Raw genomic sequence first — 14,744 nt, forward strand, 5'->3', positions numbered from 1 at the left:
GTAGGTGGCGATGAGAACCCCCGACTCCCCCGGTACGCCGGCCGCCCGCCACCCGCTCATGACCCGTCCCGACGGGTCGCCCGTACGGGTGCTGGTCGTCGACGACGAGCTCAGCCTCGCCGAGGTCCTGGCCGGCGTCCTGCGCTACGAGGGCTGGGAGGTGACGACCGCCGGCGACGGGGCCGAGGCGGTACGGGTGGGACGGGAGTTCCGGCCGGACGCCGTCCTGCTCGACGTGATGCTCCCCGACTCCGACGGCCTGGAGGTGCTGCGCCGGCTGCGCGAGGCCGACCCGGACGTCGGCGTGCTCTTCCTGACCGCGCGCGACTCCGTCGAGGACCGCGTCGCGGGCATCACCGCGGGCGGAGACGACTACGTCACCAAGCCGTTCAGCCTGGAAGAGGTGCTGGTCCGCCTGCGCGGCCTGCTCCGGCGGTCCGGGCGGGCCCGGACGCGAGGCGGTGAGATCCTCACCGTCGCCGACCTCACGCTGGACGAGGAGGCGCGGGAGGTCAGCCGGGGCGGCGAGCCGGTCGAACTGACGGCCACCGAGTTCGCCCTGCTGCGCCACTTCATGCGCAACCCGCGCCGGGTGCTGCCCAAGGCGCAGATCCTCGACGCGGTGTGGAACTACGACTTCGGCGGGCAGGCCCACGTCGTCGAGCTGTACGTCAGCTACCTGCGCAAGAAGATCGACGCCGGCCGCGAGCCCCTGATCCACACGGTCCGCGGCGTGGGCTACGTCCTCCGGCCGCCCACCCCATGACCTCCCGCCTCCGCGCCCTGGTGGCCCGTCTCCGCGTCCGTACGCTGCGGGGCCGGCTCATCGTGGGCTCGCTGCTGCTGTTCACCCTCGCCTGCGGCGTCGTCGGGGTCGTGACGACGCTGTCCCTGCGCGGATTCCTGGTCAACCGGCTGGACCAGCAGCTCGCCGCCGCCGGCGACCGGTACGCCGTCAGCCTGGAGCACCACCGGCAGCGGGGTCTCGGCGACGTCGAGGGCCAGTCCGTCGGCACGCTCGGGGCGCGCATCGCCGGCGGCCGGGTCACCGAGTGCGGCGTGGTGAGCGACCAGAGCGGCCGGGTCGCGCTGCCCGCCACGGACTCCGCCCGTATCGCCGGGCTGCCCGCCGACGCCCGTCCGCGTACCCTGCGGCTCGAGTCGCTCGGCGAGTACCGGGTGATCGCCACGCCGGGCCGGGACGGCGACGTCCTGGTCACCGGCCTGCCGCTGCGCCGTGTCGACGACGTGCTCGGCCGGCTGGAGCTCATCGAGGTCCTGGTGTTCGGCGCCGTGCTCGTGGCGTCGGCCTTCGCCGTGTCCACGCTGGTACGGCTCGCGCTGCGGCCGCTGCGCCGCGTCGCCGCCACCGCCGCGCATGTCGCCGAGCTGCCGCTGGCCAGCGGGGAGGTGGCGCTGCCCGCGCGGGTGCCCGGCACCGACCCCGAGACCGAGGTCGGGCAGGTCAGCACGGCCTTCAACCACATGCTGGAGCACGTCGAGTCGGCGCTGGCGCAGCGGCACGCGAGCGAGGACCGGCTGCGCCGGTTCATCGCCGACGCCAGCCACGAGCTGCGCACCCCGCTCGCCACGATCCGGGGCCACGCCGAGCTGGCCCGCCGGGACGCCTCACGCGTCGAACGCGCGCTGTACCGCATCGAGTCCGAGTCCGCGCGCATGGGACATCTCGTGGACGACCTGCTGCTGCTGGCCCGGCTCGACGCCGGGCGACCGCTCGCGCACGAGCCGGTCGACCTGACCCGGATGGCCATCGACACGACCAGCGACGCCCACGCCGCCGCGCCCGGCCACCGCTGGTCGCTGGACCTGCCGGAGGAGCCGGTCACGGTGTACGGGGACGAGTTCCGGCTCCAGCAGGTCGTCGCGAACCTCCTCGGGAACGCCCACGCTCACACGCCGGCCGGGACGGAGGTCACCGTACGCCTCCGCCCCGCCGATCCGGCCGGCGTGGTGACCCTCGACGTGCTCGACGACGGCCCCGGGATCCCGGCCGGGCTGCGCGAGGACGTCTTCGAGCGGTTCGCCCGCGGGGACGGCTCGCGGTCGCGCAAGGCGGGCGGCACCGGACTCGGGCTGGCGATCGTGTCGGCCGTCGTCCAGGCGCACGGCGGGACGGTCGGCCTCACCAGCGAACCCGGGGACACCCGCTTCCGCATCCGGCTGCCCCGGGGCGCGCCCTCTTCGCCGTGAACCACGGCTTGGAACGCGCGGCCTCCCAGGATGCCCCATGCGGCGCTCGACCTTCAGGTGCGGGCGGGGGTCGGCCCCGGATCACCGCGACTTCGCGCTCGCGCCCGTCGTCAGTAGCCGGTCACCGGCGGCCAGCGGAGTTCGACGCCGCACCGGACGAGCAGGCTCTGGTAGTCCGACAGCATCTCTTCCTTCTCGCGGACGGCGTGCGGGGGCATGTCGCCCGCGAGGCAGAACGCCGCGAGCGTGCCCGCCGCCTCGCCGATGTTCCACTCGACGGGGTGCAGCCGGTAGGCGCCGTTCGTGATGTGGGTCGTGCCGATGTTCTTGGCCGCCGCCAGCAGGTTGTCCACGCGCTGCGGGATCAGGGCGCCCAACGGGATCTCGAACGGCGAGCAGCCCACGTCGATGTAGTTGTCGCCGCCGGTGGAGGGGTGCAGGTCGATCCGGTAGAGCCCGATGCCCACCGAGTCGTCGTAGGAGACCGCTCCCCTGTCGCCGCGTACGGCGAGGGCGATGTCCTGCTCGGGGACGGTGTAGAGGGCACGGATCCGGCGGGACTCGCGGATGTAGGGCGCCTGGGCGAGGCCGTCGGCGCCGCCGCCGACGACGTCGCCGCGCAGCCGCAGCCCGGGGTAGCCGGTGCCGCCGTCCGGGCGCGGCGCCTCGGTCTGCATCCAGTACAGCATCGACCGGGAGAGCTCGCGCGCGGCCTGGACGTGCCGGTCGGCGTCCGGCACATCGATGATCGAACCGTCGAAATAGTCGATCATCGGCCAGTTCACCAGCGTGATGTCGCTGGCGTAGGCGCCGTCCTCGAAGTTGCGCCGGGCGGCGATCCGGCGGAACGTCCACAGGTCCATGTCGCCGCCGGGACGCTGCAGGTCGCCCAGCACCTGGGTCGGGTCCTCATCCGGGTTCGGGGTGAACGAGCGTTCGACCGGCTCCAGCGTGCGGGGCGTCGGGGCGCGCCATGACAGCAGGCGGTCGCCCCAGAACGACGGCCGGTACTCCCGCCAGTGGTCGTAGGTCGCCGGACGCTCGATCGTGTGGTCGCCGTCCACGTGGTCGACGGCGAAGCACACCGAGATGGCCTGCATGTTCTGCGGCTGGGCCTCGTCGGGGGCGCTCGGCTCGCCGGTCTCGGCCCGCGACTCGAAGCCGGTGACGTACTCGGTGCCGGTCAGCGGTAGCAGCTCGCCGGTCTCGGTGGCGTCCAGGACGATCCGGGCCCGTACGGTCGTCCGCGCGCCGGTGTCGCGGTGCGCCAGGGTGACGGCCTTCACGCGGTCGCCGTCGACGTCCGCGCCCACCGGCCGGTACGGCTGCAGCACGCGCAGCCGGCCGGAGCCGCGGTACGGCGCGAGCATGGACTCGATCACCGCGACGGCGACGCGGGGCTCATGGCAGAGACGGCTCACGCAGCCGGCGCCGGGGTTGAGCTCCCGCCAGGCGCGGGACCGCTCGGTCAGCGGGTAGTGGCTCCGGTAGTAGTCGCGGATGCCGTCGCGCAGGGCGCGATAGGAGGCCGTGACGCCGAAGCGCTCGACCCAGGGGTGCTCGTCCGGGGGAACGGCCTGGCTGGTCAGCTGCCCGCCGAGCCAGTCGTACTCCTCGGTGAGGACCACCGAGGAACCTGCCCTGAGCAGTGCCAGTGCGGCGGCGACGCCGCCCAGACCTCCGCCCACGACGAGGGCATCGGTATGAATCTCCATTGGGGGGATCAGACTTCCTTGGACCGCGGTCACGGCGGCGCTCGCGGCTCCCGGGGAAAGGGGGAGGCGTCGCGCGGCCGAAAGGAGGGCGTGCCGCAGCCATGGGGGTGGGGTCAGTTACCTCATCCAGCCTACCCCCACATCTCCGCAGGTCAAAGGCCATTCCCGAGTCGATCAACGCCGCCGCTGCGGTCGCCCCCGCCACCGGTGATCACGGGCTCCCGGGGCGCGGCACGGTCACGGGCCACGGACGCCGGGCACGGGTTCCGGCCCGCCCTCGACGGTGGTACCGGATTCGGCCCTCACGTGCGCACGGCACAATGTTCCGTCTGACAGGCAATGGTCGGCGAGAAAGGGACCCCTGCATGAAGTGTCCGGCATGTGAGAACGACGTCCCCTCGGGTCGGTCCGCCTGCACCTGGTGCGGCGCGCCGCTTCCGGCGGCGGGCGAGCGTCCCGGGCCGGAGCCGGGCTCGCTGTTCCGACCCCTGAACGACCCGGAGCCGCAGGCCGGGCCGTCGAACCCCAAGACCGAGCCGCTGCCGGTGACCGACTGGGAGGCGGCCGGCGAACCGCCGGCGACCCCGCCGCCCGCGTCGCCCGCGTCGCCCGCGTCGCCCAGGACCTCCTATCCGGTGGCGCCGCCGGAGCCGCCCAGGAACGCCGGCCGCGTGTCGGTACCGGAGCCGTACGGAGACCTCGGCCCGTACGGGGATCCGAACCCGTTCGGAGACCCGAGCCCGTTCGGGTCTCCGGGACCGGTGCCGGGGCCGGGGGCGGGCGCCGGTTCGACGCCGGCTGCCGGGCCGGGGGCGGGCCCGACGCCGCCCGCGACCGAGGCGGCCACGCAGTACCTGGCCAACCCCGGCCCGGCCGGTCCCGTCCCGGGCGGCCCGATGGCGGAGCCGGCGCCGTACGGATATCCGCCGCTCGCCGGCGAGCCGGGTGCGCCGGGAGTCCCGGTCGCGCCGGGGGACGATCACCCCGGGAAGAACCGGAAGACGCTGCTGCTGGCCTGCGGCGTCGCGGCGGTGGTCGTGCTCGGCGGCGGTCTGATCTACGCCCTCACGCAGGGGCTCTCCGGCTCGAAGGACGACGGCGCGCAGGCGTCCGGCGCGACGGCGGGCACGGGGACCGCCGCGCAGCAGGCCGCCGCCGTCGAGAAGATCCTCGAGACGGGCAAGACCGCGCGCGGGCATCTGCCCGCTCCCCTGCGGACCTGCGACGACGTCGCCGCGGGCGTCTCCGGCTTCCAGCAGGTCGTACGCGACCGCCAGCAGGAGCTGTCGCAGTCCAAGGGCCTGAAGGTCGATCGGCTGCGCGACGGCGCACGGCTCCGCCGTTGGATGATCAACGCGTACCAGAACTCCCTCGACGCCGACCAGGCCTACCTCGCCTGGGCGCGTGAGGTCCAGGCGCGCGGCTGCGGCGGCCGGATCGCCCCGCTGACGGCGCACTACCGGGCCGCCATCGCCGCCAACGACAAGGCGGGCCCGGCCAAGCGGCAGGTGGTCAAGCTCTGGAGGCCCATCGCGAAAAGCCAGGGCCTGCCCACGTACGCGTGGAACCGTCTCTGACCCCGGCCGCATCAAGGCGTCGCCGGGGACGGCCGCTCAGCCTCCGGCGGGGGCGCCGGTCACCGTCAGGGTCGGCGCGGGGGCCGGCGGCCTCGGGTCCGGCTTGAGCGGCGGCATCGGCGGCACGCTGCAGTGGTGGTTGTGCGCGCACGGATCCGCCTGGCCGGCGCCGGAGTCGCGTGTCGTCGCGTGCGCCGCTCGCTGACGCGACGCCGCCGATGCCCGCGCCGTCACCGCGTGGTGCCGTCTCGCTCTACGGTGCGGTGTCGGCGTGGGGGCGGGCGTGAGGCTCGGTGTCACGACCGGATCCGGGGACACGGGGGTCCGCCCGGCCACGGTGTGCGTACGGTGCCCGCCGAAGGTGATCAGCCCGGCCGCCACGGCCACCACCGCCACCAGGAGCACGCCCGACAGGATCATCCAGCGCTTCGTCATGAGAGAACCCGGACCTCGATCGCCTGAGAACGGACGCTTACGGCACGTCCCGCGGACGAGGCGCGGCGATGGCGCCTCTTCGCCCAAGGTCGGACGGAAGCGGATAGAAGTTACCAATCCCCCATCCGCTCCGCCACCACCCGGCGGCCACGCCGCCACGCCCCGTACGAAACCGGGTTTCGAGACGTCTCCGGACGCCGACCGACGCCGCGGCGAGGGCCGTTCGCAGCGAACGGTTCTCGCGGGGAACGTCGCGGCGTCGATGCCGTCGCCCGCGGGCGGGAACTCCCGTCGATTCGCGCCGCGGGACCGATTAGGCGGCCTCACTCAAGATCATTAAGATCCACCGGCGTGATCATCAGACGTGGCCCCGCCGCGGGCCTGCTCCTCGCCGTGCTGGCGGGCGTGACGGCGCTGGGCGCGGTGCCCGCGACGGCCGGCGAGCCGACGGACGGCGAGGCGCCGAAGGTCGAGCTGGTCCTGGACTCCAGCGGTTCGATGCGCGCCAACGACATCGACGGCCGCAGCCGTATGTCGGTCGCCCAGCAGTCCTTCGACGAGGTGGTGGACGCCCTTCCCCCCGAGACCCAGCTCGGCATCCGCGCGCTCGGCTCCCGCGTGCCGAACTCGGCCAGCCAGGCGCTCGGCTGCCGGGACACCCAGCAGATCAGCCCCGTCGGCCCGGTCGACAAGCCTCAGGCCAAGGCCGCGATCGCGACCCTGCGCCCCACCGGATGGACACCGATCGGGCTCGCCCTGCGCGCCGCCTCCCACGACCTGGGTACCGGCGAGACGACCCGGCGGATCGTCCTCATCACCGACGGCGAGGACACCTGCGGCGCGCCCGACCCCTGTGACGTGGCCCGGCAGCTCGCCGCGGCAGGCACCCACCTGGTCGTCGACACGCTCGGGCTCACGCTGGACGCACGGGTGCGGCAGCAGCTGACCTGCATCGCGGACGCGACCGGCGGGACGTACACCGCCGTCCAGCACCAGACCCAGCTCACCAGCCGCCTGAACCAGCTCGTCCGCCGGGCGCACGACACGTACCGCCGGACGCCGCGTCAGGTGGGCGGCGCCGACCGGTGTTCGGCGGCGCCGGTGCTGGGGCCCGGTGTCTACACCGACCGTGAGCGCTTCGCCGAGCACCGCTGGTACCGGGTGGCGGTCTCGCCCGGCCAGGAGCTGCGGGCCTCGGTGAGCATCGCCCTCGACCGGCGGCTCAACCCCGACTACGGCGTCCTGCTGCGTGCCGTCTCCACGAGCGGCCAGGAGATCGTGCGCGGCACCGGCGCGGACGGGGGGCGTACCGACGTGCTGTCCACCGGGCTGCGCTGGTCGGACCAGCGGCCGGCGGCCTCGCCCGAACCCTCGGCGTCCTCGTCCACGGACGGTTCCGGTGACGGCCTGGTCTGCCTGGTGGTGAGCAACTCCTTCTCCGCTCCCGCCGGCGTGCAGACCAACCCCGGCATGCCGGTGGAGCTCACCGTCGACGTGGTCTCCGCCTCCCCTGCGCCGGGCGGCCCGTCCCTGGGCCGTGGCTGGCTGCTGCTGCTCGTACTGACCGGAACGGGACTGATCGGCGGCCTGGTCACCGGATGGCTGGCCCGCTGGCGCGTCGCCGTGTGGAAGGAGAACTGACATGCGGTACGTACTCGCGGGGCTCGCCGCCCTGGCCTGTCTGTCCGTCGCCGGGCCGGCCGCGGCGGACGACACGCCCTCGCCCAGCCCGAGCGCCACGGTCGGCACCGCCGGGACGTCCTTCCTCACCGCCACCGCCGTGGAGCCCGGCCAGCAGGTACGGGTCTCCTCCTCCACCGGCGACTACCTGTACTGGTCGTTCGACGCGGCGGCCGGAGAGACCGACCGGCTCGCGATCACGATCACGCTGCCGACCCGCTCGAGCCGGCACGGGCCGGCGACCTGGACCGTCGATGTCTTCGACGGTCTTCGACGCCGCCAGCCGTGCACGGCGGGTTCACAGACGGCCACCGCCGCGACCGGCGCCGCGACGCTCGCGCTCCACTGCCTCCTGCGCCAGGTCCGTTCGTGGGCCGACCCCTGGTCCGACGAACCCCTCCCGGGCACCTACTACGTACGGCTGTCGGCGACCGGGCTGCCGGAACAGGATCTCGGCCTGCCGATACAGACCGACCTGTCCATCACGGCGAAGAAGGGCGACGCCCAGCCGGACAACGCCCGCCTGAAGGCCCCGCTCTCACCGGCGACCGACCCGGGGAGCACGTCCGCGCCGCAGGCGGGGTCCTCGGCGGCCCCGGCCGCCGCCGAGGAGGGCGAGCACTTCTGGAACCGGTTCTCCTGGCCGTCCACGCGGTGGTGGTGGACGATCGGCGGCGGCCTGCTCGCGGCCGTCGCGGGCGTCGGCGGTTACCGCCTCACCCGCCACCCGCGCCGCTGGTTCTCCTGACGCCGCGTCCCTGCCCGCCGCCTCGTCGCGCGGCGGGCAGGATATACGTGCGGCCTTAATATAAGGCGTGAGAAATATCCTCCGAGACGGTTGACACCACGCCTGGCCGCGATCAGTCTCTCGGGAGAGCGCTCCTACGCCGGCCTCCGGCGGCCCTGACCCGCCAGTCGGCCGCCGGATCCGGTGTCCCATCCCGTCGCACGACGGTGGCACCCCCTCCGCCGCTCCGTCGTGCTCGCGAAGAGGAGACGCCCCATGAGACCCCGTGCCCGTACGGCGGTGCACCCCACCGTGACGACGGCGGTGATCGCCGCCCTGACCCTGGTCATGGCCTGCGTGAGCGCCGCCCTGCCGCGAACGGCGAGCGCGGCGCCCGCCCTGCTGTCGCAGGGCAGGCCGGCCGTCGCCTCGTCGGTGGAGAACGCGACCACGACCGCCGCGGCGGCCGTGGACGGGGACACCTCCACCCGGTGGTCCAGCGTCGCGAGCGACCCCCAGTGGCTCCAGGTCGACCTCGGCGCCTCGGCCACCATCAGCCAGGTCGTCCTCAACTGGGAGACGGCGTACGCGACCGCCTTCCAGGTCCAGGTATCCGGCGACGCGAACACCTGGACGACCGTCTACAGCACCACCACCGGCACCGGGGGCACCCAGACGCTGAACGTCTCCGGCAGCGGGCGCTACGTCCGGATGTACGGCACGGCACGCGCGACACAGTGGGGCTACTCGCTGTGGGAGTTCCAGGTGTACGGCACGAGCGGCTCCGCGCCGCCCCCGAGCACCACGCCGATCTCCGCCTTCAAGCAGGTCACCGCCTCCTCGACGGAGGGCGGCAACGCACCCGCGGCGGCGCTGGACGGCCGTACGAACACCCGCTGGTCCAGCCTCTACACCGACGACGAGTGGCTCCAGGTCGACCTCGGCGGCGCCGCCACCGTCTCCGGCGCCACGCTCATCTGGGAGAACGCCTACGCCACCGGCTACCACATCGACGTGTCCGACAACGGCACGTCCTGGTCGACCATCTACTCGACCACGACGGGCAAGGGCGGCACCGAGAACCTCGACCTGTCCGGCAAGGGCCGCTACATCCGCTTCCACGGCACCAAACGGGCCACCGGCTACGGCTACTCGCTCTGGGAGTTCCAGGTCTTCGGCACGGTCGACACCACGAACGACGAACCGCCGCTGCTCTCGGCGCCCACGAAGGCACCGGCGACCACCGGCCAGTTCGCGCTGACGACGCCGGCCGACAAGGCGATGGTCACCGACACCCGCCGTCCGATGCTCGCCTGGAACTCCGTGCCCGGCGCCGCGCACTACGAGGTGTGGATCAACGTCAGCCGCACCGACTACGACTTCACCGCGTCCGGGAGGCTGCTCGACCTCTACACCAAGGTCGCCGAGCCCACCGGCACCAGCTACACCCCGACCTGGGACATCGGCGACCGCTGGACGTACAAGTGGTACGTCGTCTCGGTGACCGGTTCGGGCACCAGGACCACGTCGAACATCAGGACGTTCAGCCTCTACCATCCGACCGTCACGGCGGCGAGCGACGGCGTCAAGATCGTGAACGGCGCCCGCGACCTCAACAAGGACGGCACGATCGAGCCGTACGAGGACTGGCGGCAGCCGGTCGAGACGCGGGTGGCCGACCTTCTCTCCCGGATGACCCCGGAGGAGAAGGCGTACCAGATGTTCTACAACGCCCAGACGTACCCGCAGTCGGGCTGGCACTTCGGCCCGGCACAGCCGAACGACCTCAACAACGTGCTCGTCGCCGCCGCGGGGACCCGCCTCGGCATCCCGCCGGTGTCCGCGGGCGACACCATCTCCGGGTACCAGACCACGTACCCCCTGCAGAGCGCGCTGGCCGCGGGCAGGGACTACCCGCTCGACTACAAGCTCGGCGACATGCAACGCCGCGAGGAGCTCGAGGTCGGCGCGCGCGGCGTGCTGGGACCGCTCGCCGAGGTCGGCACCAAGGTGCTCTACCCGCGCATCCAGGAGGGCAACGGCGAGAACGCCGACGTCGCCGCCGCGCAGGTGCGAGCCCTCGTGGCCGGACTCCAGGGCGGGCCGGAGCTCAACCCGGGATCGGTGCTGGCGACCGTCAAACACTGGCCCGGAGAAGGGGCCGGCGGTGAGGCGGGCATCGTCTACGACGGGGTGACGATCAAGTACCACATGATCCCGTGGCGGGCCGCGCTGGACGCCGGAGCCGTCAACATCATGCCCGGCTACGCGGGCAGCTCCTACCTCGACCCGGGCGGGCCCGGCGCGGGCAACAGCAAGCCCATCCTCGACTACCTGCGGAACAACCTGGGCTACACCGGGCTCATCACGACCGACTGGCTGCCCTCCGGCGCGTGGATCAGCGCGGCGAACGCCGGCTCGGACGTCATGGGCGGCGCCGACCCCGGCGCGTCCGGATTCTCGATCTCGAGTTTCCTGTCCAGCGTGCCGATCTCCCGGATCAACGACGCCGTCACCCGGATCCTGCGGCTGAAGTTCGAACTCGGCATCTTCGACCGGCCCTACGGCGACCCGGTGAACGGCCCGTACCGCTTCCACCAGCCGTCCTATGCCAAGCTCGCGAACCAGGCCGCGCGCGAGTCCATCACCCTGCTCAAGAACAACGGAGTGCTCCCGCTGAAGCTCAAGGCGGGCGACAACATCGTCGTCGCCGGGCCGCGCGCCACGGACGGCGCGTCGTGCTGCGTGTGGACCAGCTACTTCCATCCCGACTACGGCTCGCTGGACATCCTGGACGCGATCAAGGCGCGGGCGGCGACGGCGGGCGTCAACGTCTACGCCGACAGCGCGCCCTCACCCAAGCTGGCGGTCGTCGCGGTCGGCGAACCCAGCTACACCCACGCCACCGCATGGGTGAAGGAACAGCCCTACCTGCCGGCGGACCAGCTCGCCATCATCCAGAACTTCCACAACCAGGGCATCCCGGTCGTCGTCGTCATGGACCTGCCCCGGCCGACCGTCATCTCGGACTGGAACGGCATCGCCGACGCCATCGTGATGACGTACCGCGGCGGCGAGGAGGTCGGCCCGGCCACCGCGTCCCTGCTCTTCGGCGACTACACACCCCACGGGACGCTGCCCTGGCAGCTCCCGCGCAGCGTCGACCAGATCCTCGAACCGGGCGGCACCGACACACCCGCCGACGCCGTCGAGGACTGGAGCCTGCCGTACGACCTGGGCGCGACCGCCGCCGAACGCTCCGACATCCGAGCGAAGATCGACGCGGGTCAGTCACCGCCCACCACGTACGGAGACCCTCTGTACCCCTACGGCGCCGGCATCAAGAGCTGGTAGCCATCCACCCCTAACGCAACGGCGTGTGCGCGGCGAGGGCGGAGACGGTGATCCGTCCCGCCCGCACATATCCGGGCGTGAAAGGCACGGTCAGATGGTGGTCCGTGTCGCTGGGCAGCCAGAGCCACAGGGTCTTCGGCTGCACGCCGTCGGAAGAGTCCCCGTTTCCCCAGGCCATGACGCAACTGGCCCGTTCTCCGGGAGAAAGCTCCACCGGGTGCACGCCGGGGTCTTCGTTGAAATAGGTGGATCCGGTCTTGGCGTAGGTCGGCAGATCGGGATCGTCCGGGTTCTGCATCTCCGGCGTGACGTACCCCGAGATCTCGCAGGTCGTCGTGGAGGTGTTGGTGAGCGTGACCATGGTGCCCGCGTTGCCCGCTCCGACCAGTCCGGCGTCGTACAGCTGGGCCTGGAGCTGGTCTTTCAGACACGCCGGTGCGTCGGCCGCGGACTCCCGCCGCGGCGTCGCGCCGTCGGCCGTACCGGCCACCCCCGTCGCGGCGATCGCGGCGCCCGCCACCACGGCGACCAGCGTCCACGCCGACATCCTCTTCATCTCTTCGGCTCCTTTCAGGTGCATGCGCAGCACCTCTTATCGGTTGGAGCTTCGGAATTGCAGAAATGTTCGGAGTAATCCGGGATTATTTTCTTAACTCGCACGGTAAACCATGTGCTGCGGCTGGGCGTCGACCGTCCGGAGAACAAGAAAAAGCCGCGCGACCGGGATCGGGGGGAATGACCCGGCCGCGCGGCGTCCAGGGAGGGCTCAGTGTTCTCTTGTGACCTTCATGATCTGCCAGAGCTCTTCACGGAGGCGGTCACGGCAGACGCGGTACTGCGCCCAGTTACCGTCAAATGCTGTCTTGACGACATACTCCTCATCCGCGGTGGACTCCCGCGAGCGCCCGGGGTGATGCATGGCGTCGTGCATCTCGGCCCACAGCCGGTCGCGCCAGGCGCCGTACCGTTCGCGGTCTCCCCCGAACCTCGTCTCCACCAGCAGCTTCTCGTCGTGCAGCACCCAGTCCGCCAGAGGCGTAGGGGCGTGCGGGTGGCGCGCCGGGACGCGGGCGCCCGTGCGACGGGGCCTGCTCGGTGGCCATACCTTCATGGCGCCCCCCTTCTCTCTTTCCCTTGAGAGGACGCACGTCCCGGCCTTCCGGATGACAGGAATGTTCGACGATGCCGATATCTGGAATTCTGGAACCATGCAGCAGCGCCGAACTCTTCGCGACGACCTGCTCGACGCCGCCGCCTCGCTGATCATCGAGCGGGGGTTCCGGCGCGTGCGGATGCAGGACGTCGCCGACGCGGTCGGGGTCAGCCGGCAGACCGTCTACAACGAGTTCGGGGACAAGTGGCGGCTGGCCGAGGCGCTGAACCTCCGGGAGAACGGCCGCTACCTCGACGCGGTGGACGAGGCCATGACGCGTCACGAGGACCTGTACTCCGCGGTCGCCGACGCCGTGTCGTACACGCTCACCACCGCGGCCGACGACCCGCTCAAGAAGGCGATCCTGACCGGCGCCGGCAGCGAGGACCTGCTGCCGCTGATGACCACCCGTGCCGAGCCCGTGCTGTTCGCGGCCAAGAAGCGCATCATCGCCCACACGCTGCGACAGTGGCCGCAGGCCGACGAGACCGCGGTCGTCGAGCTCGTGGACATGGTCGTCCGGCTGACGATGAGCCACGTCGTCCTGCCCACGGACCCGCCCGAGACCGTCGCCGCGCGGCTGGCGCGGCTCGTCGCCCGCTACCTCGGCGACGCGGCGAGCTGACCTTCGATCTCGGAACAGGGGCTCTACACGCCGCCACGAAAACGGCCGCCGCTAAGACGGGCAGGGGATCGTCACGGCCAGCGACGTGCCGCTCCCGGTCGGGCTCGTGACCTGGATCGTGCCGCCCAGCGCCTGGACGCGGTCCTCGAGACCGGCCAGACCGGAGCCCCGGGCGGGGTCGGCTCCTCCGATCCCGTCGTCGCGCACCCTCAGGCGGATCTGCGAGTCATCACTTTTGAGATCAATGCGCACCGCGGACGCATGCGCATATTTGAGCACATTCGTCAGCGCCTCCGAAATGAGGTAATAAATGGTCACCTCGAACTTTTCCGGGAGGCGCTCACACGCGTCGATGTGGAGTTCGACGGGCACCGGAGAGCGGGACACGAGTGCCTTGATGGCGGCCGGCAGGCCGCGCCGCGCCAGCATCGGGGGCTGCAGTCCCCGCGAGATCTCCTGGAGTTCGGTCAGTACGTCCGACAGGCCCTCCGCCGTGTCGGTCAGCTGCCGCCGGAGTTCGTCGTGGCCGGACGGCACGTTCGCCTCGGCCGCGCGGAGCTGGAGCGTTAGCGCGATCAGGTGCTGTTGTACCCCGTCGTGCAGGTCGCGCTCGATGCGCCGTCGCGTGGCGTCGGCGTCGGCGACGAGGCGGGCGCGGGAGGCGATGAGTTCGGCGCGCGTCTCGGCCTGCATGATCGTGGAGTTCAGGAGTTCGACGAAGCGGCCCATGCGCTCTTCGGTGTCGCCCGGCGGCGGCCTGGAACCGATGTACAGGCAGGCCATCGTCCCCCAGAGCCGATCCTCGACGATGACGGGGCAGGCCACGACGTACCCGACGTTGGTCGCCCGGTGCCAGTCGCCGATCTCGCTGTGGATGGCCTCGGCGGCTCGCCGGGCCGGCTCGTGGGTTCGCAGGGCCTTCGCCGAGGCGGTGTCCGGCTTGAGCGGCCAGCGCCCTCCGAAGGGAATCTTGATCTCGGGAACGCCGGGAGCGCAGTAGAGCGTGACGATCGACATCGTCTGGTCGGTCTCGCACCGGTTGATCGTGGTGTAGTCCGCTTTGATCAAGCGGCCGAGCGCGCTCGCGGCCGCGTTGAAGATCACTGGCGGCGAGGCGCCACGAGCCACCAAGGTCGCGACCTGCTGCAGGGCGGCCCGCTCGTCCGCGTCGCCATCAGTGTGCTGGGAGCGCCCCCCTGAGGCTTGCATGACCCACCGGCGACGAGGCGGTTGCCTTCGCGTATCGGTCGCCGCCGATGATCGCGAG

12 protein-coding genes are annotated in these 14,744 nt (G+C 72.0%); 7 read left to right on the forward strand and 5 right to left on the reverse strand.

What is annotated here, in order from left to right:
- The first annotated feature begins 10 nt into the window (after positions 1 to 10).
- Positions 11 to 766 carry a response regulator transcription factor gene (locus OG417_RS30740; RefSeq protein ID WP_329235951.1) on the forward strand — a complete coding sequence of 252 codons (756 nt, stop codon included), beginning with the start codon at positions 11 to 13 and terminating at the stop codon, positions 764 to 766.
- Complete coding sequence (locus OG417_RS30745; RefSeq protein ID WP_329235953.1) at positions 763 to 2,211, forward strand: sensor histidine kinase; 1,449 nt, start codon at positions 763 to 765, stop codon at positions 2,209 to 2,211. The genes OG417_RS30740 and OG417_RS30745 overlap by 4 nt, the downstream gene beginning before the upstream one ends.
- Before the next feature lie 110 nt (positions 2,212 to 2,321).
- Here the strand turns inward: OG417_RS30745 and OG417_RS30750 are convergent, their stop codons facing one another.
- Entirely contained in the window at positions 2,322 to 3,926 is a 1,605-nt protein-coding gene (locus OG417_RS30750) for an FAD-dependent oxidoreductase (protein WP_329235955.1), read from the reverse strand.
- A 365-nt stretch (positions 3,927 to 4,291) separates the two neighbouring features.
- Between OG417_RS30750 and OG417_RS30755 the strand changes: the two genes are divergently transcribed.
- Positions 4,292 to 5,503 (forward strand): hypothetical protein, encoded by a 1,212-nt coding sequence (locus tag OG417_RS30755; protein ID WP_329235957.1) that lies wholly within the window; start codon positions 4,292 to 4,294, stop codon positions 5,501 to 5,503.
- Between the two features lie 36 nt (positions 5,504 to 5,539).
- Here OG417_RS30755 and OG417_RS30760 read toward each other — a convergent pair whose 3' ends face one another.
- On the reverse strand, positions 5,540 to 5,938 hold the full coding sequence (locus OG417_RS30760; protein WP_329235959.1) for a hypothetical protein: 399 nt from the start codon (positions 5,936 to 5,938) through the stop codon (positions 5,540 to 5,542).
- 351 nt (positions 5,939 to 6,289) lie between these two features.
- Here OG417_RS30760 and OG417_RS30765 point away from each other — a divergent pair, with 351 nt between their 5' ends.
- The 3 genes from OG417_RS30765 to OG417_RS30775 all read left to right on the forward strand — a co-directional run bounded on the left by OG417_RS30765 (position 6,290) and on the right by OG417_RS30775 (position 11,699).
- A complete protein-coding gene (locus OG417_RS30765; RefSeq protein ID WP_329235961.1) occupies positions 6,290 to 7,579 on the forward strand; it encodes a VWA domain-containing protein in 1,290 nt (429 codons plus the stop codon).
- Position 7,580: 1 nt separating this feature from the next.
- On the forward strand, positions 7,581 to 8,366 hold the full coding sequence (locus OG417_RS30770; protein ID WP_329235963.1) for a hypothetical protein: 786 nt from the start codon (positions 7,581 to 7,583) through the stop codon (positions 8,364 to 8,366).
- A 255-nt stretch (positions 8,367 to 8,621) separates the two neighbouring features.
- Positions 8,622 to 11,699, forward strand: coding sequence for a discoidin domain-containing protein (locus OG417_RS30775; RefSeq protein ID WP_329235965.1), 3,078 nt, complete (start codon positions 8,622 to 8,624; stop codon positions 11,697 to 11,699).
- A gap of 10 nt (positions 11,700 to 11,709) precedes the next feature.
- Here OG417_RS30775 and OG417_RS30780 read toward each other — a convergent pair whose 3' ends face one another.
- Together OG417_RS30780 and OG417_RS30785 are read right to left on the reverse strand one after the other, a co-directional pair.
- Positions 11,710 to 12,279: a DUF4232 domain-containing protein gene (locus OG417_RS30780; RefSeq protein WP_329235967.1), complete on the reverse strand. Its 570-nt coding sequence runs from the start codon at positions 12,277 to 12,279 to the stop codon at positions 11,710 to 11,712.
- A gap of 186 nt (positions 12,280 to 12,465) precedes the next feature.
- The gene (locus OG417_RS30785) at positions 12,466 to 12,810 is read right to left on the reverse strand and encodes a hypothetical protein (RefSeq protein ID WP_329235968.1); all 345 of its coding nucleotides are present in this window, start codon (positions 12,808 to 12,810) and stop codon (positions 12,466 to 12,468) included.
- A 97-nt stretch (positions 12,811 to 12,907) separates the two neighbouring features.
- Between OG417_RS30785 and OG417_RS30790 the strand changes: the two genes are divergently transcribed.
- Positions 12,908 to 13,477, forward strand: a complete 570-nt coding sequence (locus tag OG417_RS30790; protein ID WP_329235970.1) for a TetR/AcrR family transcriptional regulator — start codon at positions 12,908 to 12,910, stop codon at positions 13,475 to 13,477.
- Positions 13,478 to 13,528: 51 nt separating this feature from the next.
- On the opposite strand, the gene OG417_RS30795 is transcribed toward OG417_RS30790, so the two are convergent.
- Positions 13,529 to 14,686, reverse strand: coding sequence for a sensor histidine kinase (locus OG417_RS30795; RefSeq protein WP_329235972.1), 1,158 nt, complete (start codon positions 14,684 to 14,686; stop codon positions 13,529 to 13,531).
- Positions 14,687 to 14,744 lie beyond the last annotated feature (58 nt).

The sequence above is a fragment of the Actinoallomurus sp. NBC_01490 genome (assembly GCF_036227085.1).
GTDB classification, from domain to species: domain Bacteria; phylum Actinomycetota; class Actinomycetes; order Streptosporangiales; family Streptosporangiaceae; genus Actinoallomurus; species Actinoallomurus oryzae.